Origin of the sequence: Clostridium yunnanense, assembly GCF_016595795.1 — a bacterium.
In the GTDB taxonomy this organism is placed as follows: domain Bacteria; phylum Bacillota; class Clostridia; order Clostridiales; family Clostridiaceae; genus Clostridium_AR; species Clostridium_AR yunnanense.
This window is the reverse complement of the sequence record NZ_JAENHN010000002.1, coordinates 68,518-92,398: the sequence shown is the minus strand read 5'-3', so window position 1 is coordinate 92,398 and position 23,881 is coordinate 68,518. Positions and strand designations below refer to the sequence as shown.

The following is a 23,881-nucleotide window of genomic DNA, read 5'->3' as shown; positions in this document are numbered from 1 at the left end:
AAAAAGCCTCTTAGCTAGTTTATACAAACTAACTATGAGGCTTTTTTCATAATGTTTTTACGATAACTTAATCTCAAGCTCTATAATTGAATCTTCATTTTCATCTATAATTTCTACGCTTATCTTTTTGACTATGCTTTTAAAGTAATCGTGAATATCTTTTGTTTCATTAATCGCTACTTCAAATGAAGCATCATTATCAAAACTTCCTACGGTCATATGAGGAAAGTAATTATTACCTTTAAGCCAGGCAGGGAAATGATCCTCTAATATTCCTGAATAAAGTTTTTGGTGAATCTCAATAATCTTATCCATACCAGTGTGGATATTCAAAAATAAATACCTTCCAAAGGCATTTGTTGGTGTGATTTTATTAAGAACAAGTTCAAATTTTTTGATTTTAGATAATGCTGATGATATATGTGTTCTTAAATCATCAGTCTTAATATCACTTTCAAAAGGGAAAACAAGTGTAATATGAGGTCGTACATGATTTGCTAAAGGATCATATTTGTCTCTGATATTATCTATAATCTGTGAGTTTTCAAACTCTGGAAAAATCATAATGCATCTTTTCAACATTATTACTACACCTTTCTTAAATAAGAGAAAATCAGTTTAATAATATTAAACTTAAGATATAGAATATACAATGTATTCTTTATCAAAATGGTACCCAAGCTTCTCTGCAAGAGCTACTGATTCTAAATTGGCAGCATCCCAGCGAGGGTATATAACTCTTTCAAGGCAATCGAGAATAAGTTTAGAAGCACAAGCTAAAGCTAGTCCTCCTTGTTTAATTTATAAAGTTATGCACATGAAGAAGCAGGTGCTTTTTTAGTTATTGCTTTTAATATACAAAAGATAAACATATTTAAGCATATATCGATATTATAGGATATTAATACATTAATTGTAAATAATGTGATAAGATATATTAGGGTAGCGTTACTTGATTAAGAATAAGTGATATAAAAATAAATTAATTAGTATCATATATATAGGTATCACTACGAACAACAATATATTTTTAAAACTATCACGGCTTCTAGTGAGAGGATTTAAAAATAATAAGCTTTATTACGAAGTGGTATATCTATATATTAAGAGTAATATTAATGTATTAGTTAGGAGAATTAGATGGGAATACTTTTAATACTATTTTTTATAGTTTTTATTGGAGCAATTGCGAAAGGAATAATAACGTATATAGACAATGAAAATTCGCCAATTATATCTACTAAAGCCAATCTTGTTAAGAAAAAAAGAAATACTCATACTCATACAGATGCAAATGGAATTACATCAATTGATGAGACTTTCATATTAATATTTCAGCTTGATACAGGAAGTGAAATGAGGTTTACTGTTAAGAGAAGAGTATTTAGAAGTATTGCTGAAAACCAATGGGGAAGTCTAACTTTTCAAGGGACAAGGTTCATAAAATTCCAGTGGGAAGGTGGCATTGTTGAAAGGTAGTGTATTATTATATAAATTTAGCAGAGTATATAACAAAAGAGCTTAAAACAATAAAGTTTAAGCTCATTTTCATATTAACGTATAAAATTAGTAACTGCTCTTTGCTCTTCTTTTTCAGGGATGTTTATTCCAGCATCCTTGCCAGCTTGTATGCATTTTAGAAGCCAAGCCATGTTCTTACCTAAGGTTCTCATGGTTTGCATGCCTTCTAAATCTTGCTTAACTTCTTCGGGAGTATTACCATGAACCATGTTCCAATATTGAGAAGATACAACAGGCATATTAGCTATTGTAAAGTATTTATTTAATTGTTCAAAAGCAGCTGTTGAACCTCCACGTCTGCAGCTAACTACTGCAGCACCTGGTTTGTATTGGAAGCCTTCGCCAGCATAAAAAAATCTATCTAGGAATGCTGTTATTTGGCCTGATGCAGCTGCGTAATGAACTGGAGAACCAAATATGAAGCCATCAGCATCTTTAGCTTTTTCTAAAGCTATATTTACAGTATCATCATCAAATACACACTTTCCATCGGTTTTATAGCAACCACCGCATGCCATACAGCCACGAATAGGTTTATTTCCTACATGGAAAATTTCTGTTTCAATATTTGCTTTATTTAACTCTTTTGCAACTTCACTTAACGCTGTAAAAGTACATCCTTGGGCTTTAGGACTTCCGTTGATAAGTAATACCTTCATTTTTACACCTCTTTAATATTATAAATAACTTGTAGATATGCACATTAGATATTAACTTGTACCTATATAAATATATGAATACAGTTTTTACTCTATAGGCTTAGCTACTTTATACTATTAATAATATACAATAAGAAAAATATAAAATAAATAGCTTACTTGAAAGTGAATTACTAACTTGAAGTAGAGTTAGCGGTTTTAAGGCAGTATGGTACATCGATGATATGCATTATAAAATGTTATTATCTTAAGCTAGCATTTTTACCAACTTCCGTGCATAAGTTAATTTTGAGTATTATTGGTTTGGAGGAATTGTTTGATGGGAGTTAAAGAGTTATTTAAAAATATTTTTGGATCAAAAGAACGACGTGATGATAAGGGAAGCGATTATAATAATGATAATAGGGTTAAGGATGGTGAGATTGTTTATAGTCCGCTTGAAGGAGAGGTAAGGAAACTAAGTGAAGTTAATGATCCTACCTTTGGACAGGAGCTTATGGGAAAAGGTATGGCCATAGAGCCCACAAGAGGACGAGTTGTAGCGCCAGTTGATGGTGAAATAGTGGCTCTTTTTAATACGAAGCATGCGCTGGCTTTAAAAAGTAAAGATGGAGTAGAGGTTTTGATACATGTTGGTATTGATACAGTAAATCTTGAAGGACGGCACTTTAAAGCTCACGTAGATCAAGGCTTTGAAGTAAAAGCGGGACAATTGTTAGTGGAATTTGATATAGAAAAAATCAGGAATGAGGGGTATGATGTGATAACTTCAGTAGTGATTACAAATACGGAAGATTATAAAGAAGTCAAAGGAACAGAGGCTGAAAAGGTAAAGGAGACAGAACCATTTATTAGAGTTGTAAGATAAGAATAGCTAAGATATTTTTAGAGCATCCTCAGAATGCTTAGAAGATGCTCTGAAAATAGAAAAGTCTTTCACTGGATTAATAGGAGTTTTTAAAATATATTTCGGATTGGAGTAGTACATATTTAAAGCTACCTACTAAAATATTATTTCATATAGTTTAAACCATATTAAGTCAGGGATATTGAGTCCAAGATCAACAGTATCAACATATTTGAAATCACTTTTTTCATATAGACCTATTGCAGGTGTATTTTTTATAGAAACATCAAGACGAATAGTTTTAAATCCATTTTTTAAGCAAAAGTCCTTAGAAAAATCAATGAGTTTTTGACCTACCCCATTTTTCATATATTTTGGATTAACCACAAAAGTATGTATTACAATAACTTCCTCGTCTTTTGCTTCAATTCCCCAATTAACTCCTCGGTATGCATCTTCTTGCAAGTGATTAAGTATAATAGAACCTGCTATTTTATTATCTATTTTTAATACAAATAAAGTATTGTCCCTAATTCCATTCTCTGCTGTTTCTCTAACAGGATATAGACCCTTCTTCCAACCAGGATAATTGATGGTGGCTTCTAAGTAATCATTAAGATTGTTGTACAAATCTTCTAGTTCATTAATATCTTCTATTGTTCCTTTCTCTATTAGGTAATCATTAGAAACTATACTATTAAGTGTGTTATTACCATTGCTATTTAGATTCATTATTTTCACTCCTTCGACAGTATTTCCTAGGAAATTATATCAATATTGTACCATATATAATAAAAATAGGAGAAATAAAATATATGGATGTTGTTATTTTCAATTTTTACTAAGTGAGTGATTACAACTGAAATATGTTATTTATTTATACAATTATACAAAATAATATATAGGGTTAAATTGTTTTTAAAAGAACTAATAAATTGAGGAACCAAATAATTCTAATATAGATAATATATAACAAGATACTGTAAATTGAGGGGAATAAAGCTTATGATTAAAGCTGATTCTAAGATTGTTAGAGTTAATGAAAAATTTAGTGAAAATTATAAAATAAGTTTTAAGGAAAAGGATATAATACTGGATTGTAGAGCAAAAGTATCAAACATATTTATTAAAGTAATATCTGAAAAACAGATAGGGATATTTGGTGATTATGACATATATATATTTTACGAAAGTAACTTAAATAATGAGAAAGATAATTATAAAATGAAGAAGATTCAAAGAGAGTTTTGCAAAATTATAAATTGCAGCGAACCAATAAAAATAGATGTGAATAATACTGGGAATATGGTTAGAAGCATAAAATGTGAACTTCAGTGCGTGGCTGAAAAAAATACTGTGGAGGGAAATGGATTAATTTATGATTTGAAAATCACAGGTTTAATCTATACAACATACATGTCTAAGTGTGAAAGTTATGACAAACATAGCGACTCTGGAAATAGTGTAGTAGTTGTAGGTGAACAAGGGATAAAGACTGAGGTATGGCAATATACTTTAGATAAGCTTCATTCAGCGGAAGAACTGTTAGGGATGGATGTGGAGCTGATTAAGCAAATTAGTAAGAACAAAAAATAAAAAATGCAATTATAAAAGTGCAGTTTAAAAGTAAACTGCACTTCATTATTATAATCTAACTAATTCTATAGTACGAGGTAGTTTTACTCAATAAATTTATTAACGAGTATAATTTACAGGAACATGCTCTAATCTTGTAACTTTAAGATTGATTCTAACTATATCTTTTTCAGAAATTCTGTTGTAAGTTATAGCCCAATCTGGAGCTCCTACTGCAACTGGATTTGGATCTGTTAGAGTTGTTCTTTCGCCTTCTATAAATGCTTCTAATACTTCAACTGTATCAGTTTCACAAAGTGGTTCACAAGAACTAAATTCGACAAATGTTGAGAATGGAACTCTTGTTGTAAAATGATATAATGGTCCATTAATAGAATCAGCAGTTGTATCTTCGATAGTCTTGTAATTTATATTTTTATCTATATAACCATCAACGATAACTTTTGCCCACCATAAACCATCTGGGTTGCAAGTATTGTGGATAATTCTAGGGATTAATTCTAGATTTGTTATTACAACTTCTGCATCAACATTTACTACTCTAAATGCTGGAGGACTTGGTGGAGATATTATTGACTCACTAACAACTAATTCTTGAGTTTCACCATAAGCAACAACAACGGGAACTTGAAGAACTTTATTACATTGATGTTTATTATAAGCTTTTCCTCTTGAATAATACTGTCTAGAAGTAGTTGCTTTTACTGGTTCTCTATGCTCACAACCATTATATTGTTGTCCACATCCATAATAACCTTTTTTCATCATAGTTTATTACTCCTTTAAACATTTGTTAATTAACGGTATAAGTTAGAATTAAATTCATATAGTATTTACACCATTAATTTTTTCTTTTGTGTTATAGTATAATATATTAGCCTTTTAGTATTTTTGTTACTAATTTTTAAACTAAGAATTACAGGTAAAGTGGTACATCTTTAGTGTATATGAATTAGTAATTAAAATTGAAAATTTATCTTTTGAGTTTATGAGAGAAGAATGGTTATAAAAAATAAACTTATATATGAAAGGTGGAATGTTTATGGAATTTTTTGTTAGTCTATTAATTAGATCTTCCATAGAAACAATTTATCTAACAGGAATTATAATATTTTTTGGGCTGATTTTGGGTGTGCTTAGAAATAATTCTATTAAGAATATTTATAAAAGTTTAGGATTTAATGCTGTAATGGTTACTGGATTTATAGGAGTACCTATACATGAGTTGAGTCACGCTGTTTTAGCTCTAATATTTAGGCACGATATAAGAAAGATAAAGTTGTTCCAAAAGCCGGATAATAATGGAGTTATGGGGTATGTCGATCACAGTTATAATCCTAATAGTATATATCAACAAGTTGGTAATTTCTTTATAGGGGTTGCACCAATATTTGGTGGGGTTATAACTATAATAGCTCTTATGTATTTTTCAATCCCAAATACATATAACAAATTCATAGATATATTATTCAACTCTCTACATATAAATAGGATTGAAAAAATAACTATAGAAGGCTTGTTGACTTCATATGGTCATTTAGTGAAGAGCATTTTTTTAGGAGAAAATTTTAGGAATCCGTATTTTTATATATTCTTATTTGTAGCGATATGTATATCTTCACATATATCTTTAAGTATGGCTGATATTAAAGGGGCATCAAGAGGGCTTATTGTTCTGTTTCTTTTACTAGTGATATTAAATGCTTTTGGGTTATCAATAGAATTTATGGATAAAGCTATATTGAAATATAATATATTAATATCAGGAATGCTTATTGTAGCATTAATACTTTCCTCAATAACCTACATTATAAGTTTAGGTTTGCTTCTAGTAAAAAAACTCTAATATATAGTTAAGGCAATGAATTGGATAAAAGGTATGCTAAGGTAATAATTAATATAACAAAAAGATTAGATAATCAATAATAAATTATTGAAAGCTAAAAGCAGAAGATAGTATATATTTTGCTGTGATATGCACATTATAGAGAATTTTAAGATCTACTCTATAGTGTGTTTTTTATTTTTTCGGTCAGTATAAAATTAGATTGGTGCTTAAACCTATCCTTACCGTTAGTTTTAATGTAATCAATAAAAATATTGCAAGGATAATGAAGTATATGAGTGTTTTTTATGAGTGGTATATGAATATTATTAAAATACAATTGTTTAATCTTTAGAAAAATGCTTTAAATCTTAATAAAAGCTTAAGATTTAATGAATAAAACTTAATATTAAACAAAAGCCGAGAAATGTATGGTAATATATGGCGGTGGATATTTTTTGAATGGAGGTAAGATATGAAGATATTTTTAAAATATGTTGTAAAAAGCATGATAGAAAAGAAAGCAAGGTTTCTATTATTGCTCTTGGCAATAATTTTAAGTACTGCGCTTTTTGTAGGAAGCATGGGAGCAGCGGAATCTGCAATTAAAAGTTTTGTAAAGCCGCAATTAGAACAATTAGAGAATAAAGACTTATATATATCTTCTAAAACTGGAGAAAGTACATTTTCTCTGGAGAACATAAATGAAAAAGGTGTTAAAAATTTAGTGCCACAACTGAACGTATCTGTGGTGTATGACAGTGATGATTTACAAGCACTTAATCTTAGTGGAAGAGAAGAAAAGTATATTGATAAAAGCATATTGCTTGTAAATAAGGAACTTAAAGATTTTCATGGAGAAAAGTGCATAATCTCGAAAAGAATCAGCGATAAATTTAAACTTAATATTGGAGATAATCTAAGAGTAATGTTAAATGGAGAAAAGATTTCCTTAATAGTATCTGCAATAGCAACTAATGAAGGTGCTTTTTACATGGATAGTAAGGATTCATTTCAAATTATTGTTCCATATAAATTCATATCTAAAAAGCTTGATGTAGAAGGAAGATACAATTCCGTAATAGCAAGTAAATCAAAAGATTCAATAAAAGATTCTGTGAAAGAGTTTAATGACTCCAACACAAAGTTTTCTGCAAAGGAACTTTTTGATGAAGAGCAAGTTAAATCTCAGTTGTCTCAAATTACTAGTATGTTTTATATGATGCTGGCAATAGTAGTTTTCATGAGTGCCATCATAATATATAGTTCCTTTAAGCTTACAGTAACTGAAAGAATGCCTATAATAGGTACATTCTTAAGCCAAGGTGCTACCAGAGGTACCATAAGAAGAATTCTTTATCTAGAAAGTTTGGTATATGGAATCCTTGGAGGAATTATAGGAAACGCTGTAGGTGTAGGTATTTTATATATTATAAATTATTTTATTTCTCCACTTAGAGAGTATGGAATAATTGATAAGCCAAATATTAATGTTAAATACTTGGTGTTTGGTATGATATTTTCAGTACTGTTGTCAGTACTATCTGCAGCATTACCTGTAATTAAAACAAGAAAGTTAGAAGTTAAGAACGTTATTCTGAATAATCCAAGTACAGTAAATGAGATTGGATATGGAAAGTTTATATTTGGGCTTGTGGTGCTTGTTATAGTTATAATATTAAATTCAATTAACAGCAAATTTGTTATAAATATTAGTCCTATTCTAATGATTACAGCAGTTGCAGCGGCAATGCTTGTATTTCCAAAGCTTGTAGATCTTCTTTCAAGAGTTATATATATAGTTCTAAGAAAAATTAATGGTTCTATGGCTCTTTCCTTTAATAATATGAGAACTTCTAAGGTGCTGCTTGGAAATGTTAATCTTATGATATTAGCTATTGTATCCATAATTACAATAAATTCATTAAGTGTAAATGTTAAAGTCTTAGTGAGCGGAATATATGAAAAATTAAATTACAGTATAGAAATAAATGGTTCAGGTACTGGTGTTTCTGGTAATTTGGATAAAATAAAAGAAGTGGTGCAGAAAACTGACGGGGTTAGTAAGGACTCAATCCAATTTATGTACTATGGTAATGGAGATATAAATGAAAATATATTTTCAGTAATGGCTGTTGAACCTGATAAATATACTGACTATGATCATTATATTGACTGGCAGGAAAAGGATAATAAATATATTTATGATAAATTTAAATCTGGAGCTAACGATGAAGTAATACTAACCAGAAAAGTTGCAGAAAAAACCAAGTTAGCTGTAGGGGACACCTTTGATATGAAGCTTAGAAATACAACTAAAGCTTATAAGATTGTAGGAATAGTTGATGGAAAGATGCTGAATAACGGTGTATTCATATTAATGAATTACAAAGGACTTCCGAAAGAATATTATGATTCAGCTTCATATTCAATTTATTTTAATACTTCGAAGGACTCTAAGGATATAAAGGAAAGTATAAATAAAGAAGTTAAAGGGCTAGGTGGACAGGTAAGGACTTTTGAAGAAACTAGAGATAGAAATATAGAACAAAATGATCAGCTTATGACAATATTAAGTATATTCTCCTATATGGCGGTTGTTATAGGATGCTTTGGAATACTTAACAACATAGGAATTAGTTTTATTCAAAGAAAGAAGGATATGGCAGTATTAAGTTCAGTTGGTATGACTAAAGGACAAAGAGGCGTGATGATTATTGTAGAATCAATACTTTCAGTTGTATGGGCTGTGGTAATCGTAACTCCGCTTGCGTACCTTACTTCATCTTTAATGTCAAAGATAACAGATAAGATAGGATTACCGCTAGATATTAAGTTTAATATTTCTTATATGCCTGTAGTACTTAGTGTTTCTTTGATTTTAGTGTTTTTAGCAACATTACCAGTACTGTTTAAGAGCAGAAAACTGTCTATTATAGATGAATTAAAGTATGAATAACGTGTTTGTAGGAGGAAATAAATGAGAGCAATTGAGGTTTTTGATTTAAATAAAAATTTTAAAGTTGGAAAAGAAGAGATAGAGGTACTAAAGAATATTAACTTCTCCGTAGAAAAAGGCGAGTTTTTATCTATAATGGGACCTTCAGGATGTGGAAAATCCACTTTATTATATCTACTTGGGGGGCTAGATAAACCTACTAGTGGAGTGGTAAGTATAAATGGAAGAGACTTAAGCTCTTTAAGTGAAAAGCAAAAGAGCATTATGAAAAGAAGAGAGATAGGTTTTGTGTTCCAGTTCTATAATCTTGTTCCTAACCTAACTGTAGAAGACAATATATTATTGCCTATAATACTTGATGGAAAGCCTTTAAAGAAGTATGAAGAAAAACTTAAAAAAATTCTAGATACAATAGAGATGAGCCATAAAAGAAAGGTTACCCCAAGAGAACTTTCAGGAGGACAGCAGCAAAGAGTAGCCATAGCTAGAGCGTTGGTGTTTGAACCAGATATAATCTTAGCAGATGAGCCTATAGGTAATTTAGATTCTAAGACTGGAACAGACATAATGAAGCTGTTCCAAAATATCAATAAAAACCTAAGTAAGACTATAATCCAAGTCACACATTCAGAAGAGGCTGCCTACTACGGAACCTCTATACTAAGATTAAAGGATGGAGAGATTCAGACTAAGGAAGGTGTTGCTTCTTAGAATTATAAAGCACTATGAATTAAAAATTCATAGTGCTTACTTTGATTATTGGTTATATTTGAGTAAAGTTTTTATATTATAAAGAAGATTAGTGTTTAAGGACAAAATATATCTTTAAGAAAGTCAAATATACCGGATATTATATCCTTTAAAGTAATTTGTTTTTGTGAAACTTTTACTTCACAAGTTGCAGTATACAAACCATCAACTGTAGTAACAGTTATAGTTGTGTCACCTTTGCTTAGTGCGGTTACTTTTCCATTTTGATCAACGGTAGCAACAGAAGGGTTGCTAGAAGACCATGTTACAGTTTTATTGACAGCTTCAACAGGTGTTACAGTAGCAATAAGAGTGAAGGTATCCTTCTTTCTTAGTTGCATACTTGTACTATTAAGTTGAACCTTAGTAGGGTGACAAACCTCTCTTTTTATATTTACAGTATATGCTTTTATTGTTCCATCTTCAGCAGTTACAGATATTCTGATTAAATTATCTCCAACTGAAAGGTTGGGGATAGTTAATTTATCAGTAAGTAAAGCTGCTCCGTTTATAGAAACTCTAGCTGTTTTATCAGCTGTCACAGGTGCGACTACAATTGATGAGGTAGAGTAACTAACTGCTGCAGTGTAATTTAATTTATCTGCTTCGAAGGATGGTGATAAAGTTATAATGCTAGAATCACTAGTTTGCAAAGTTAAAGAGCTAAGGTTAGAGTTACTTGATTTAGGTATAACCCTAATAGTGCAACTAGCCGAAACATTATTATCAACAGTAGTAGCTGTGATTGTTGCTTCACCTGCATTCACTGCTATTATTTTGCCACTATCATCTACTGATACTATTGATGTATCACTTGAAATCCATCTTACAGATTTGTTTTGTGCTTCGTCTGGAGTAACTGTAGCTGAAATGTTTGAAGTTTCACCTTGTTTTAGTTCTAGGGTTGTAGTATTAAGCTCAACCTTGGTAGGATGGCAGATATCTCTTTTTATATTTAAGGTATATCCCCTAGTTGTTCCATCTTCAGCTGTTACAGAAATGGTGTTTAAGTTATCGCCAACTGCAAGATCGGAAAGAGTTGCTTTGCCGTCTTCAAGTGAAGTTCCGTTTACAGTGACTGATGCTTTTTTGTCTGAAACAACAGGCGTAATTGATACTGAAGTTACTGAGTAGTCTACAGTTGCATTATAATTTAGTATTGAAGATGAAAATTCAGGGGATATAGCTGAAGTTGAAGTATCATTTGTATTAACAGTTAAGGAACTTAAATCTGCATTACTCGACTTAGGTATAACTGTAATTAAAGGAGTGGTTTTTCCATCTTCAACTGTATATTGGTTTGGTAAGTCAACCTTTTTAGTTCCATTCGAATTATAAATACTCAATGTTATTCCAGTACCTGATTTAACAGCTATCTTAACGTGATTTGAATCATCTAATTGCGCTGTACCAAGTATTGAGCCGTTTAGATTTGCAGTAACTAGGCTTCCTGGAGCTCCGTCAACGGTACCTTCGATATATCCATAGCCGCTAGTTAAGGTCGTAGCAGTTTTAGTATCAGTGTTAGTTTTTCCGTTTCTAAGTCTTATGTTAATTACATTATCAGAACCTGTGTTAACTGCTCTAGTGGTTAGTGTTAGCGGTGCATTGCCACTTACTGTAGTATAAGTTGACGTAGACCAAGTTTTTGAAGCTTTGTCATAGACCTGGCCAACTTGGGTGCCTCCAGTTAAGTACATACCTATACTAGGGTTTGCTCCAACTCCACCAATGGTTATTGCAAAAGGTTCGTTTTTATATACATAGCTTGGATAAAGTGCTAAGTTAAAAGTATATTGGTTTGGGTCGGTCGTAGGTGTAGTTGAATATGGAGCACCATAGGAACCTGGTTTCCAAGTATCAGTATTCCATGGATCAAAGCCGTTGCTTGGATTTGACCAAGGTTGTCCGTTGTCTGGATCTGACTTTTCTACATCAGCCATTGGAGCGTAAGTAGTACCGTATACATCAGAAGGATGTGAAGAGGTACCAAAGCCAACATAATCTTGAGAAGAATCTGCTAGCCAATTAACTATGTTAACTGATAATTTAGCTGCATTTCCAAGATCATTCCAGCCGTTATAAGTTGATTTTGAACTTCCACTTGTAGCATTTTTATATTTTGGTGTTTTATCTTCAATAGGTGAGGAGTCTCCAATAAAGGCAGCTCTTCCTTTGCTTGGTTTAGAGATAGCAACGAAGGCACCTTCTTTTTGACCTCCAAAGTATATGCTTTTCCCTCCATGAGAATTTTCCACACCGCTGCTCCAAGGTACTAAATCATCAGAATCTTTAAAGTAGATAATTCCTTTAGCTTTGTTTGAATCTGTAATTGCAATAGTTGCTCCAGCGGCTACAAGTATTTTTTCACCTACAACACCCTCTGTTAAACCTTCAGTTTCTGAAGCAGGTCTTATATCAGTAGGGCCAGTTTGTCCAGAATTTAATGGATTAGAGTCCCCAGCATTAAATCTAAATCTTAATCCGAAGTTTTCTGAGAGCCAACCTTTAGAGGCATCTTTTGTGTTTCTTAGGTCGCCGTAAATTCCGCCCATATTGTAACCTATACTGTCACATCTGTTATATCCATTATAAACTTCTGTTGAATCCCAGGTGTTTAAATTTCTGTCTCCATTATAGTGATCTCCAATAAAATAAACTCCCTTTCCGGAATCAACAAATTTCTTTAACGCATCATACTCTGATTTTCTAAAAGGTCTGTTTGCCTCTGCTGTAACAAAAACGTCGGCGTCCTTAATTGCATCATAGGTGATTATTGCTTCATTCTTATCTGCAGAAGTTCCTTCCTGATCAGCGGTCAAGTTCCTGTCATCATAAAATCTTATAGCGCCATCATTGTTTTTATCCATACCTCTGTATTCTTTTACAGTGTAGCCTTGATTTACAAGAGCATCAGCAAAGTCTGAAAAACCTCCATCTATTACCCAATCTGCTTGACCAGCAGCGTTATCATGAGCATTGTCGAATAAAACTACTTTTCCATTATTCTTAGCGCCAGCAAGTGGCGTCTTTACAGGAATTGTATTATTCCATGAATAAGGAGTAGTTTCAGCAGCTTTAGCAATTTTTGAGGTACCGCTTACAAAAGGTGCAGAGAAACCAGTTAGTTCAATCGTCAAAGCTATAGATAGTGAAATAGCCATTAATGATTTCCGTGACATCATTTTTTTCAGTGACATTAAGTGTAATCCCCCTTAATTTTTATTAGTGGATTGATTTAAAGATATAACACTTCTATTTGAAAATATAAATTTTATTATGAGGTGATATATCAATACTTGTTTAAATACAATACATTTATTGGTATATAAGTATAATATGGAAAATCAACCCAATAAAATTATAACATTGAAAACACGAATAATCAATGAATGTTAAAATTAATAAATATTGATTAATATAAATTTAAATTATGTAAACTAAACTTCTGAATGTAGTTAAACTAATGCTTTTGAGCGCTGATTCATTTAAATGGGTTCAAAAATACAATGAAATATGTTGAATAATTTGTTGGATAATATAAAAAATGTTCGTAAATTTTGGTTTTATGTATATAGATGTACCACTTCATATTAAAGCTTATTATTTTTAAATTCTTATAGCAGTCAATCATTTGTCTTGTATTTAAGATACATAATCCATATTAAACTAAGAATGGACAACAAAAATAATTATTATGTATGAACAAATAAAAAACTTAAAAATACAATAAAATGTAAGTAATTTTATTGAGGTAGATTGAATGTTTTTTGGATTGCTTAGTATGATGAATAACATAAAAGAAAATAAAGTTGAGCTAAAGATGCTAGACCTAGATGACAAATATGTAGTAGTAGGGAAAATTTTAGGGGTGCAGAGGAATAATATAAACTTAAACTACGAAAATGACTATCTAACTATAACAGTAAGAGTTAATCAAGTTAATAGTAGAAGGGGATATGGGAGTTTTTTTATGGTTCAAACTGTAAATGATGTTCGAAAGAACTTTTATGTGCCGAATGTGGATTCTAAAAGTATAACTGGCAAGTTTGAAAACGGAAATCTAATTATTAGTTTGCCTAAAAAAATCCTTAGTATCAAAAATAAAGTTATAGTTGATGTAGAAGAGTACGATGAGCAACAAGACCTTGAATAATCTTTAAGTTGCGAATAATGTTTACTTTTATATTAAAATGGTATAATATTATCCTTGTGGATAGATTTTATAAAATTTAATTATGCAAAATTTAATTTTGCAATGTTAAGGAGAGGGTAATATGAAAGCTATAATTATTTACAGTTCTTATCATCATGGAAATACTAAAAAGGTTGCTTTAGCAATGGGAGAAGCTATAAATGCTGAGGTGATAGAAGAAGCCCAAGCTAAGACAATAGATTTTTCTAAATATGATTTAATAGGTTTTGGATCAGGAATATATGCTTTTGGATTTAATAAAAAAATGGTTGAGTTAATCGGAAATGCAAGTTTAGAAAGTAAAAATGTATTTGTGTTCTCTACAAATGATAGTGGATCTACGAAAAATCATAAAGCTGTTTTAGATATACTTAACTCGAAAAATGCAAATATACTTGGAAGTTTTTCTTGCAAAGGATGGGATACCTTCGGACCTTTCAAGCTTATAGGAGGAGTATCTAAAAATCATCCTGATGAAGCTGATTTAAAGGCAGCAAGAGATTTTGTTAAGAACATCTGTGATAATAATATGTAGATATAGTTTATTATATAATTAAGCTGTTATTACAATGGTAGAAGGATTTTATATAATTAATCGTAAATATAGCTATGCTAAATGGAATGCAAATTCATTTAGTATAGCTACTTTTATTTCCTTTAACATATTAAGGTAAAGATGTAAATATAGGTTTTTGTAGTAAAAGTTAAAGAATATAAGTTGAAAACGATATTTTTTTATATAGAACACAAGAAAAAAGAAAATAAAATAAACGTAATAAAACAATATGTGTTATTATAGTACATGGAATTCCTGGAAAGTGAACAATTTGAATGTGATTAAGTTTATTTTGTATTGAAACTGCAGTGCAGAGTGTTTCTTTTTTCTAAATATGAAGTGGTTCACCCTTATATAGTAAAGGTATAATAAACAGCTTTATATTTTTAAGATATAAATAATTTATTAATTAAGACTAAATAACTAGGAGGCCGTTTGATGAAAAAATTTAAGAAAATATTAACTTTCGTATTACCGATTTTTCTTTTAGCTTTAATCTATATAGTGCCTAAGCAGGTATATGCTGCTTCTACAGCTTATAGTATTTCTACGGATTTTAGCCAATATACTCCAAATAGTACTATTAAAATCTCATACTCAGGCGTATCAACTAAAGATTGGATAGGAATATATAAGCAAGGTACCACTCCATCCTCAGCAGCTGCAGATGCTGCCTATGCTTGGAAGTATACTTCAGGAGCTAGTGGTACACTTTCATTTACACCAAATGACTTTATAACAGCTCAGTATTCTCCTAATAAAGGGAATACATTGCAGCCTGGTAATTATAAAGCTGTTTTACTAAAGAATGATGGCTATACCGTAGCAGCACAAGTGAATTTTACAGTAATAGAAGACAAACTGCTTTATAGTTTTGAAGTTCTTTCAGATATGCATATAAGTACAAAAGACACTACATTTAACTCACATTTAAATTCCGCATTAAAAGACATAAAGAACTTTGCAAAAAATAGTAGCTGCATTGTAGCCAATGGTGACAGTGTAGATGAATGGAGTTGGGATACTTATAGTTTACTTAGAGATACTATGTATTCAAATAGAGTAGGGCTTCCTTATGTGTATTTTAATTTAGGTAATCATGAACTTATGGAAGATTCTCATAATGCAAATGTAAATTCTGCATCTTTCCAAGATGAATTTAATAGGTATTTATATTTTGCCAATGATATTAATTATAATATGAATAATAGTACAAACACTAGCATAACTCATGATAAGCAAACACTTCCATACTATAAGCAAACAGTTAATGGTCAACATTTTATCTTTTTAGGAAGTGAGTCTGATAGCGATAGGGATAAAGCTTATCTTTCAGATACTCAATTAAACTGGTTAGATGAGGAACTTTATAAAGTTGCTAAATATGAAAATGATCAGCCTGTATTTGTTTTCTTACATCAAGGATTAAACAATACCGTGGCTGGAACTAAAAGTGGTCAAGATTGGGGTGGAGTAATTCAAGATTCACAGCTAAGATTTATATTAAATAAATATCCAAATGTAATATATTTCTCTGGGCATAGCCATTGGCAATTAGAATCTCAAAGCACAATGTATCAAGATACTGCAACCTATGGCCCAACTCTTGGTGCTACTATGTTTAATTCTGCTTCTGTAGGTTATCTTTGGTCAGATGCCGGAAGTTCCATAAACGGCAGTCAAGGACTTCATGTTGAAGTCTACAAAGATAAGGTTTTGGTTAAAGGAAGGAACTATTTAAATCAAAGCTGGATTCCATCTGCTCAATTTACAGTAGACATGAATGCAAAGTATACAAGTATGCATAAGTATACTTACTAGAAAAAAACATTGAAGTTTTTTTCTGAAATCCTATGGTTGTATGTAAATAATATCAAATATAGACAATAATATTTAAAGAACTTTTTAAAAATAAAAACTAGAATAATAAGGATCCACATAAGGTAATGTAAATTGCTTTGTGTGGATTTTTTGAGTTAAGAAATCGTAACATTAACATATAATAAAAGTTTTTCATATGAGTTACTGTTTGTTATAATTAAATAGTTCCTACATAAATACATGTAATTAGAAAATATAAGTTTTTCTATAATAAAAAGAGATACCCATATAATATCCAGTAAACCTTGAATTAGATTTACTAAGGAGTATTCAAGGAGGAGGCAGTATGTTTAAATTAATACCTTTCTTAAAAAATTATAAAAAGAATGTATTCTTAGGGCAATTTTTTAAGCTTTTAGAAGCCATATTTGAATTGATGATTCCAACTATAATGGCATTGGTAATTGATAATGGTGTGAAGAATAGGGATGTAAGCTATATTATTAAGATGGGAGCACTTATGCTCTTAATAGCTACATTGGGAGTTATATTCGCTTTTACTTGTCAATATTTTGCATCCATTGCATCTCAAGGCTTTGGGACTGTAGTAAGAGATGCTATCTTTAAGCATATAGGGACATTTTCACATGCGGAGATTGATAGTTTTGGAACAGCTTCTTTAATAAATAGGACAACTAATGATGTAAACCAATTACAAGTAGCAGTAGCTATGTGGATTCGTTTAGTTGTAAGGGCACCGTTTCTTTGTATTGGTGGTATAGTGATGGCTATGCTATTAGACTTAAAGTTGTCAATAGTAATACTTATCATACTTCCTGTATTTGCACTAGTTTTATTTTTAGTAATGAGAAAATCAATTCCGCTATATAAAAAGGTACAAGGAAAACTTGATAGACTTGCAGTAATACTTAGGGAGAATCTTTCAGGTGTTAGAGTTGTTAGAGCTTTTGATAAAGTTGATTATGAAAAAGAAAGATTTAAAACCTCTAATACGGATTTGTCTGATACTGCTGTGAAAGTAGGTAGTATTGCAGCCTTAATGAACCCAGCAACTTCCATAATTATGAATTTTGCTATTGTAGCTATAATATGGTTTGGAGGATTCCGAGTAAATGTAGGTGGAATGACTCAAGGACAGGTTATTGCTTATATAAATTATGTTATACAAATATTTTCTGCATTAATAGTAGTTGCTAATCTAGTGGTTACTTTTACGAAAGCAGCAGCTTCAGCCGCACGTGTTAATGAAATCTTCGATACTAAAGGTTCGATAGTAGATCCAAAAAGTTCTTTAGTTTCAGAGCAAGTAGACGAAAGCAATTTACACAGTAGTGCAGTAGAATTTAAGAATGTATGGTTTACCTATAAGGCATCAAAGGAATATGCACTAAAAGATATTTCTTTTAAATTAAGTAAAGGACAAACGTTTGGAATAATAGGAGCTACTGGATCAGGAAAAAGTACACTTATAAACCTTATACCTAGATTTTATGATGCAGATGAAGGGGATATCAAAGTAAATGGTATTAAAGTAGCAAACTACAATCAAATTAAACTTAGAGAAAAAATAGGTGTGGTACCACAAAAGGCAGTGGTATTCTCAGGAAGTATAAAAGAGAATTTAAAATGGGGTCTTAAGGATGCATCGGATGAAGAAATAAAAAAGGCAGCAAAAATTGCACAAGCTTCAGAGTTTGTGGAAAAGCTCGAGCTTGGATATGATACCATAATCTCTCAAGGTGGAAATAATCTTTCTGGAGGGCAGAAGCAAAGGCTTACCATTGCAAGAGCTTTAGTAAAAAGACCTGAGATTCTTATTTTAGATGATAGTTCTAGTGCGCTTGATTATGCAACTGACGCTGCACTTAGAAAGGAACTTAGATCTAATACTAGTGAAATGACTTTGGTTATGGTTTCACAAAGAGTTAATGCGGTAAAGGATGCTGACTTAATATTGGTTTTAGATGATGGGCAGCAAGTTGGATTGGGTACACATAAAGAACTTATAGAAACCTGTGAAGTTTATAAAGAAATTTGCCTCTCTCAGGTTGAGAAATAGGAGGTCATGACAATGAAAAATGGAACAATAATAAGGATACTCAGATATGTAAAGAAATATAAAATTCAATTGATTTTGGTTATAGCTTTTGCACTAGCAAGTAATATTCTTACTATTGTAGCTCCTTTCTTTACTGGTAAAGCTATAGATTATATGGTTAAAACTGGGCAAGTAAACTTCTCTGCTATATTAAAGATAGTAGCATTACTTTCAATAATATATAGCTTAAGTGCAGTACTTCAGTGGTTTTTATCTATCTTTACTAATGTGATATCAAATAAAACCGTTAAAGATATAAGAGATGAGTTGTTTGAAAAGCTAAATACCATGCCACTTAAGTACTATGATAGTAAAGCAAATGGAGATATAATAAGCAGATTTACCAATGATATAGATGCAATTTCAGAGGGGCTGCTGCAAGGTATAACTCAACTGTTTTCAGGAATCATAACCTTTGTTGGAGCTTTAATTTTTATGATTCACTTAAGTCCAACAATAACTTTAGTGGTAGTAGTTATGACACCATTATGTTTCTTATTGTCTTCATTTATAGCTAAGAGTTCAAAGAAGATGTTTAAAGAGCAGTCCAAGACTCTTGGAGAGTTAAATGGATATATAGAAGAGATAATTGGTAATCAAAAAATAGTTAAGGCCTTTAATTATGAAAAGAGATCAGAAGAAGCTTTTAAAGAAATTAATGGAAGATTATATGAATGTGGTAGAAGAGCTCAATTTTTCTCTTCTTTAACTAATCCAGGTACAAGATATATAAATAATATTACCTATATTCTTTCAGGTATAATAGGCGCAATTGTTTCTGTAGCTGGAGGACTTTCTATAGGTAAGATTTCAAGTTTCTTAATCTATTCAAATCAATTTGCAAAACCAATAAATGATATAACAAGTATAGCAACGCAGCTCCAGTCTGCTATGGCCTCAGCGGAAAGGGTATTTGCTATATTAGATGAAAAGGGAGATTTATCAGAGCAAAATAAGCAAGCTATAAACAAATCAGTAGAAGGAAAAGTAGAATTTGAAAATGTTAGTTTTGCATACGAAAAGGATAAACCTTTAATTGAAGGATTGACCATGGGTATAAATCCAGGTAGCACAGTAGCAATAGTAGGGCCAACCGGTGCTGGTAAAACTACCTTAGTAAATTTACTTATGAGATTTTATGAACTCGATAAAGGTAAAATATTAATAGATGGGCAAGATGTTAAAGAAGTAACTAAGGAAAGTGTTAGAAGTTCCTTTGGCATGGTTCTGCAAGAAAGTTGGCTTTTTGCTGGAACTATAAGAGAAAATATAGCATATGGAAAAGCTGATGCAATAGATGAAGAAATAATAAATGCCTCAAAAGCTGCTTATGCTCATAGTTTTATAAAGAGACTTCCTAAGGGTTATGATACTTTAATAACTGAAGATGGAGGAAATCTTTCTCAAGGGCAAAGACAGCTATTAACTATAGCTAGAGTAATGCTTATGAATCCATCTATGCTTATACTTGATGAAGCTACTAGTAGTATAGATACCTTAACAGAAGCTAGAATACAAAAAGCGTTCCTATCACTTATGAAGGGGAGAACAAGTTTTGTAATAGCCCATAGACTTTCTACCATAAGAGATGCTGATTTAATACTAGTAATGAACAATGGAAAGATAATAGAACAAGGAAATCATGAAGAACTTCTCATGAAAAATGGTTTCTATGCAAAGCTATATAATAGTCAGTATGCAGTGGCAAATTAGGCTAAGAGTTATATATTTGAAATATAAGCAATTAAGTAATAAAGAATGCATACATCAAGCAGTACAACTTATTACATAACCTTTGAAACAGAGCATGGTGAAAGGATAGAACTATCACTAAGTGGAAGAATGTACGGGCTGTTAGTAGAAGGGGATAAGGGGAAGTTAACATACCAAGGAACTTGGTTCAAGGATTTTCAGAGAAACTAGGCTCAGAAAGTACTTATATTAATCGTATATCTATAGGAAATATAATTAAAAGCTAATGTAAAAAACAAAGAAACTTCTCAAACTTGAAAAACATCAATTGAGAAGTTTTTTGTTTTAAATGAAAATATAAAAATTCAAAGCTAGATAAACCCTGAAGTTTCAATGCTTTCAGTGAGTTTAAATAAGTTTGATATTTAATTTTTTAATTTCTTCATAGATTTTAGAAACTGGTTTTTCTTCAGTAATAATACAATCAATATCATCTAAATCAGCAAATTTATATGTACCATCCATATTGAATTTTTCATTTTCTATTAGTGTATAAACAGTTCTAGCAGAAGACATTATTGCCTTTTTTGTATTCCCTTCCTCTAAGTCGAAATTGCTTATGGTTCTATCGGAAAGGTTTATGCCGCAACTACCCATGAAAGCTTTATTTACTCTGTATCTTTTGATGCTTTCAATAGCCTCAGAGCCAATTATACCACCAAGGCTCTTATTATAAGTTCCACCTATACAAATTATATTGACATTAGAGGAATCGTTAAACACAGAGGTTATTTCTACCATGTTAGTAATAACTGTAAACTTTTTTGTGCTACTTGCAATAAGCTCAGCAAGTACAAAGTTAATGCTTGATACATCCAAAAATATAGTATCATTTTCTTCAATTAAGTCAAAAGCTTTTTCTGCGATAATCCTCTTAGATTCTAAGTTTTTAATTAACCTATTTGAAATACTGGTGCTTTCAGCAATATTTCTTTTTAAAATAGCACCACCATAAGTTCTTTTGATAGCTCCATCCTTTTCTAGTTTCTGAAGATCTTTTCTTATCATACCTTCAGTAACATTAAATCTGATGCTTAGATCTTTAACTAATACCTTCCCATCCTTTGATAGTAACTCTATTATTTCATTTAATCTTTCTTCTGCAAACATGTGTAGCTTCTCCTTTATATGTACATCCAATATATAGTTAACATTATCGTTTATTATCATTCAGTATCTAAGTACTACTATATTATAGCCTAAAAGTATTGATTAGTAACGTGATTTCAAAAGTATAAACTAAGTTTAGAAAATAATAAATATATTTCTATAAAACCATTGACTTTAACATTACGTCAAACAATAAGATTATATTACACCGGTGATTTATATATGAGGAGTGAATAATATGAGTATTGTCAATATGATGAATTGTTTGCTAACATTATAGAAAGTAACATTACGTCAAACAATAAGATTATATTACACCGGTGATTTATATATGAGGAGTGAATAATATGAGTATTGTCAATATGATGAATTGTTTGCTAACATTATAGAAAGTCCAATTTAGCTTATTTTAAGATATTAAAAAAATGGTTATATACCTAGAGCTTCATCGAACATTATAGAAGTTATGAAAAATATATTTTAAAGGAGAGATTTTATGTATTCCATTGGACAATTTGCTTTGATACTTAAATTATCTACCAGAACGTTAAGACATTACGATGATATAGGTCTTATTAAACCAAGTTATACTGATCCTAATACAAATTATAGATTCTACGAAAAAAAACAAATTTCAGATGCAAGACAGATTGTTAGGCTGAAAGATTCAGGTTTACAACTAGAAGAGATAAAAAAGCTTATAGATAAAAAAAGTGATGCAGAGGCTTCAGAAATATTAAAATATAGATTAGAAAAATTAGATGAAGAGATAAAAAATCTTAATAGAATGAAAGAAAATCTGAAGATCTTATTAGATAGTAATATACAGTCGGACTATAAAGGTGCCAAATATAGTGTGGAAACTGTGGTTGTAGATGATGTGTTCACAATAAATAAGAAGCTAAAGATAGATTTAAAGTTTATAGGCTCCGAAGTTGGTAATCTGTATTCTCAAATAAATAAGTTAGGTTTAAGAGTTATAGGGGGGCATATAGTAACCTATGAAAATATAGAAATTGATTCTGATAATTCTGAAATTCAGTTATCATTACCTGTGGAAAAAATAAAAGAAGTAAAAGCTCCATACTCCTGCATAGAAGGTGGAAAATATCTAAGGGTTAGAGTTGACTCTGTATCCGAAAAAGGAGAAGCGCATGCAGCTATCTTGGATTTAGCAGCTAATAATAGTATAAAGTTAAGAGATAAACCTATGGAAATTTACAATATTGAAAATGGAAGTTTTAAAGTTAATGTTTTATATGCAATAGAGGAGTAGAAACTTATATTTGAATGAAAATGGTTTTAGTAATATTAAGTAAAGATTACTAAAACCATTTTTATATATTATAAATTAATATTTGCGCTACAAACCCTAATTCAAAAGTTATAAATGATTTAAATCATTTATTGAAACCATTCGAGGTTCAAGGTTATCATTAAAAGTAATTTCGTTTATAGAGGTATTTCCAAGATTAAACTTGTGATACATATTCATCTTCCATTCGAAAAGTCCTATTAGAGCAGCTTTTATTATGCCTCCATGAGCAACTATCACAATTCTTGAGCCTTTGTGCTCTTGGACAATTTTTAATATAGCTTTTTGTGCTCTATCACTTGCTGCTTTAATGGATTGTTCACCGCCGCATATAGGCCCTAGAAGTTCATCTTGTCTCCATCTTAAGAATTCCTCAGAGTAAGTTTCTTTTATTTCGGAGAGAGTTAGTCCTTCCCAGTCGCCAAAGTTTATTTCTCTTAAATTAAATTCTTCAATTGGTGTTATAGAGCTGTCTTCACAAATAGTTTCTGCCGTTTTTTTAGCTCTGCTAAGTGGACTAGTATAAACATAATCAAAAGAATCCATTAATCTGTCTTTTAATTTCATTGCTTGATTAAGTCCGTTATCTGAAAGTTCTATATCGATGCAACCCTGAAACCTTCCTTCAGTGTTCCACTTTGTTTCTCCATGCCTTACTAAATACAAAGTTGTTTTCATGTTTTCCCCCGAAATTATTGATATAAAAAAGTAAAACTTATTTAACTAACGAAATTTTCTATGGAATTAAATATAAATTTATATTATACTTAGAGGCTTTATAAGTCAATATTGATATTAGATTGACTTGATACAAAAATTAAACATACTCTTATTTAACAAATACTTGCATACTATA

20 protein-coding genes and 1 pseudogene are annotated in these 23,881 nt (G+C 30.8%); 13 read left to right on the top strand and 8 right to left on the bottom strand.

Annotated features, from left to right (window positions below; all coding sequences use genetic code 11):
- Nucleotides 1–57: 57 nt before the first annotated feature.
- Both JHL18_RS00440 and JHL18_RS00435 read right to left on the bottom strand, forming a co-directional pair.
- Nucleotides 58–582: a 2'-5' RNA ligase family protein gene (locus tag JHL18_RS00440; protein ID WP_200265667.1), complete on the bottom strand. Its 525-nt coding sequence runs from the start codon at nt 580–582 to the stop codon at nt 58–60.
- A gap of 51 nt (nt 583–633) precedes the next feature.
- Nucleotides 634–798: pseudogene (locus JHL18_RS00435) on the bottom strand (GNAT family N-acetyltransferase); the annotation flags it as partial.
- A gap of 342 nt (nt 799–1,140) precedes the next feature.
- Between JHL18_RS00435 and JHL18_RS00430 the strand changes: the two are divergent.
- Complete coding sequence (locus tag JHL18_RS00430; protein ID WP_200265666.1) at nt 1,141–1,479, top strand: DUF2500 domain-containing protein; 339 nt, start codon at nt 1,141–1,143, stop codon at nt 1,477–1,479.
- A gap of 74 nt (nt 1,480–1,553) precedes the next feature.
- Here JHL18_RS00430 and JHL18_RS00425 read toward each other — a convergent pair whose 3' ends face one another.
- A complete protein-coding gene (locus tag JHL18_RS00425) occupies nt 1,554–2,180 on the bottom strand; it encodes a flavodoxin family protein (protein WP_200265665.1) in 627 nt (208 codons plus the stop codon).
- Nucleotides 2,181–2,499: 319 nt separating this feature from the next.
- Between JHL18_RS00425 and JHL18_RS00420 the strand changes: the two genes are divergently transcribed.
- Nucleotides 2,500–3,048 (top strand): PTS sugar transporter subunit IIA, encoded by a 549-nt coding sequence (locus JHL18_RS00420; RefSeq protein ID WP_200265664.1) that lies wholly within the window; start codon nt 2,500–2,502, stop codon nt 3,046–3,048.
- A gap of 135 nt (nt 3,049–3,183) precedes the next feature.
- On the opposite strand, the gene JHL18_RS00415 is transcribed toward JHL18_RS00420, so the two are convergent.
- Entirely contained in the window at nt 3,184–3,759 is a 576-nt protein-coding gene (locus JHL18_RS00415; RefSeq protein WP_200265663.1) for a GNAT family N-acetyltransferase, read from the bottom strand.
- A gap of 273 nt (nt 3,760–4,032) precedes the next feature.
- Between JHL18_RS00415 and JHL18_RS00410 the strand changes: the two genes are divergently transcribed.
- Entirely contained in the window at nt 4,033–4,623 is a 591-nt protein-coding gene (locus JHL18_RS00410) for a hypothetical protein (RefSeq protein WP_200265662.1), read from the top strand.
- Between the two features lie 99 nt (nt 4,624–4,722).
- On the opposite strand, the gene JHL18_RS00405 is transcribed toward JHL18_RS00410, so the two are convergent.
- Entirely contained in the window at nt 4,723–5,391 is a 669-nt protein-coding gene (locus tag JHL18_RS00405) for a DUF3794 domain-containing protein (RefSeq protein ID WP_200265661.1), read from the bottom strand.
- 274 nt (nt 5,392–5,665) lie between these two features.
- Between JHL18_RS00405 and JHL18_RS00400 the strand changes: the two genes are divergently transcribed.
- From JHL18_RS00400 to JHL18_RS00390, 3 genes are all read left to right on the top strand, one after another.
- Complete coding sequence (locus JHL18_RS00400; protein ID WP_200265660.1) at nt 5,666–6,469, top strand: hypothetical protein; 804 nt, start codon at nt 5,666–5,668, stop codon at nt 6,467–6,469.
- Between the two features lie 454 nt (nt 6,470–6,923).
- Complete coding sequence (locus JHL18_RS00395) at nt 6,924–9,407, top strand: ABC transporter permease (RefSeq protein ID WP_200265659.1); 2,484 nt, start codon at nt 6,924–6,926, stop codon at nt 9,405–9,407.
- A gap of 21 nt (nt 9,408–9,428) precedes the next feature.
- Nucleotides 9,429–10,118 carry an ABC transporter ATP-binding protein gene (locus JHL18_RS00390; RefSeq protein ID WP_200265658.1) on the top strand — a complete coding sequence of 230 codons (690 nt, stop codon included), beginning with the start codon at nt 9,429–9,431 and terminating at the stop codon, nt 10,116–10,118.
- A gap of 95 nt (nt 10,119–10,213) precedes the next feature.
- On the opposite strand, the gene JHL18_RS00385 is transcribed toward JHL18_RS00390, so the two are convergent.
- Complete coding sequence (locus tag JHL18_RS00385; RefSeq protein WP_200265657.1) at nt 10,214–13,357, bottom strand: Ig-like domain-containing protein; 3,144 nt, start codon at nt 13,355–13,357, stop codon at nt 10,214–10,216.
- 584 nt (nt 13,358–13,941) lie between these two features.
- Between JHL18_RS00385 and JHL18_RS00380 the strand changes: the two genes are divergently transcribed.
- From JHL18_RS00380 to JHL18_RS00355, 6 genes are all read left to right on the top strand, one after another.
- Nucleotides 13,942–14,313: an Hsp20 family protein gene (locus JHL18_RS00380; protein WP_207752934.1), complete on the top strand. Its 372-nt coding sequence runs from the start codon at nt 13,942–13,944 to the stop codon at nt 14,311–14,313.
- 121 nt (nt 14,314–14,434) lie between these two features.
- On the top strand, nt 14,435–14,887 hold the full coding sequence (locus JHL18_RS00375; protein ID WP_200265655.1) for a flavodoxin family protein: 453 nt from the start codon (nt 14,435–14,437) through the stop codon (nt 14,885–14,887).
- A 459-nt stretch (nt 14,888–15,346) separates the two neighbouring features.
- Nucleotides 15,347–16,729, top strand: a complete 1,383-nt coding sequence (locus JHL18_RS00370) for a metallophosphoesterase family protein (RefSeq protein WP_200265654.1) — start codon at nt 15,347–15,349, stop codon at nt 16,727–16,729.
- A 346-nt stretch (nt 16,730–17,075) separates the two neighbouring features.
- A complete protein-coding gene (locus JHL18_RS00365) occupies nt 17,076–18,809 on the top strand; it encodes an ABC transporter ATP-binding protein (RefSeq protein WP_200265653.1) in 1,734 nt (577 codons plus the stop codon).
- 12 nt (nt 18,810–18,821) lie between these two features.
- The gene (locus tag JHL18_RS00360) at nt 18,822–20,561 is read left to right on the top strand and encodes an ABC transporter ATP-binding protein (protein WP_200265652.1); all 1,740 of its coding nucleotides are present in this window, start codon (nt 18,822–18,824) and stop codon (nt 20,559–20,561) included.
- 45 nt (nt 20,562–20,606) lie between these two features.
- On the top strand, nt 20,607–20,771 hold the full coding sequence (locus tag JHL18_RS00355; RefSeq protein ID WP_200265651.1) for a DUF2500 domain-containing protein: 165 nt from the start codon (nt 20,607–20,609) through the stop codon (nt 20,769–20,771).
- Nucleotides 20,772–20,948: 177 nt separating this feature from the next.
- Here the strand turns inward: JHL18_RS00355 and JHL18_RS00350 are convergent, their stop codons facing one another.
- On the bottom strand, nt 20,949–21,710 hold the full coding sequence (locus JHL18_RS00350; protein WP_200265768.1) for a DeoR/GlpR family DNA-binding transcription regulator: 762 nt from the start codon (nt 21,708–21,710) through the stop codon (nt 20,949–20,951).
- Between the two features lie 496 nt (nt 21,711–22,206).
- Here JHL18_RS00350 and JHL18_RS00345 point away from each other — a divergent pair, with 496 nt between their 5' ends.
- A complete protein-coding gene (locus JHL18_RS00345; protein ID WP_200265650.1) occupies nt 22,207–22,986 on the top strand; it encodes a MerR family transcriptional regulator in 780 nt (259 codons plus the stop codon).
- 108 nt (nt 22,987–23,094) lie between these two features.
- Here JHL18_RS00345 and JHL18_RS00340 read toward each other — a convergent pair whose 3' ends face one another.
- A complete protein-coding gene (locus JHL18_RS00340) occupies nt 23,095–23,703 on the bottom strand; it encodes a histidine phosphatase family protein (protein ID WP_200265649.1) in 609 nt (202 codons plus the stop codon).
- Nucleotides 23,704–23,881: the final 178 nt, after the last annotated feature.

Excerpts from the sequence above, each read along its gene's own strand:
- JHL18_RS00440 (WP_200265667.1), bottom strand. The coding sequence starts at position 582 with ATGTTGAAAAGATGCATTATGATTTTTCCAGAGTTTGAAAACTCACAG.
- JHL18_RS00430 (WP_200265666.1), top strand. The coding sequence starts at position 1,141 with ATGGGAATACTTTTAATACTATTTTTTATAGTTTTTATTGGAGCAATT.
- JHL18_RS00425 (WP_200265665.1), bottom strand. The coding sequence starts at position 2,180 with ATGAAGGTATTACTTATCAACGGAAGTCCTAAAGCCCAAGGATGTACT.
- JHL18_RS00420 (WP_200265664.1), top strand. The coding sequence starts at position 2,500 with ATGGGAGTTAAAGAGTTATTTAAAAATATTTTTGGATCAAAAGAACGA.
- JHL18_RS00415 (WP_200265663.1), bottom strand. The coding sequence starts at position 3,759 with ATGAATCTAAATAGCAATGGTAATAACACACTTAATAGTATAGTTTCT.
- JHL18_RS00410 (WP_200265662.1), top strand. The coding sequence starts at position 4,033 with ATGATTAAAGCTGATTCTAAGATTGTTAGAGTTAATGAAAAATTTAGT.
- JHL18_RS00405 (WP_200265661.1), bottom strand. The coding sequence starts at position 5,391 with ATGATGAAAAAAGGTTATTATGGATGTGGACAACAATATAATGGTTGT.
- JHL18_RS00400 (WP_200265660.1), top strand. The coding sequence starts at position 5,666 with ATGGAATTTTTTGTTAGTCTATTAATTAGATCTTCCATAGAAACAATT.
- JHL18_RS00395 (WP_200265659.1), top strand. The coding sequence starts at position 6,924 with ATGAAGATATTTTTAAAATATGTTGTAAAAAGCATGATAGAAAAGAAA.
- JHL18_RS00390 (WP_200265658.1), top strand. The coding sequence starts at position 9,429 with ATGAGAGCAATTGAGGTTTTTGATTTAAATAAAAATTTTAAAGTTGGA.
- JHL18_RS00385 (WP_200265657.1), bottom strand. The coding sequence starts at position 13,357 with ATGTCACTGAAAAAAATGATGTCACGGAAATCATTAATGGCTATTTCA.
- JHL18_RS00380 (WP_207752934.1), top strand. The coding sequence starts at position 13,942 with ATGATGAATAACATAAAAGAAAATAAAGTTGAGCTAAAGATGCTAGAC.
- JHL18_RS00375 (WP_200265655.1), top strand. The coding sequence starts at position 14,435 with ATGAAAGCTATAATTATTTACAGTTCTTATCATCATGGAAATACTAAA.
- JHL18_RS00370 (WP_200265654.1), top strand. The coding sequence starts at position 15,347 with ATGAAAAAATTTAAGAAAATATTAACTTTCGTATTACCGATTTTTCTT.
- JHL18_RS00365 (WP_200265653.1), top strand. The coding sequence starts at position 17,076 with ATGTTTAAATTAATACCTTTCTTAAAAAATTATAAAAAGAATGTATTC.
- JHL18_RS00360 (WP_200265652.1), top strand. The coding sequence starts at position 18,822 with ATGAAAAATGGAACAATAATAAGGATACTCAGATATGTAAAGAAATAT.
- JHL18_RS00355 (WP_200265651.1), top strand. The coding sequence starts at position 20,607 with ATGCATACATCAAGCAGTACAACTTATTACATAACCTTTGAAACAGAG.
- JHL18_RS00350 (WP_200265768.1), bottom strand. The coding sequence starts at position 21,710 with ATGTTTGCAGAAGAAAGATTAAATGAAATAATAGAGTTACTATCAAAG.
- JHL18_RS00345 (WP_200265650.1), top strand. The coding sequence starts at position 22,207 with ATGTATTCCATTGGACAATTTGCTTTGATACTTAAATTATCTACCAGA.
- JHL18_RS00340 (WP_200265649.1), bottom strand. The coding sequence starts at position 23,703 with ATGAAAACAACTTTGTATTTAGTAAGGCATGGAGAAACAAAGTGGAAC.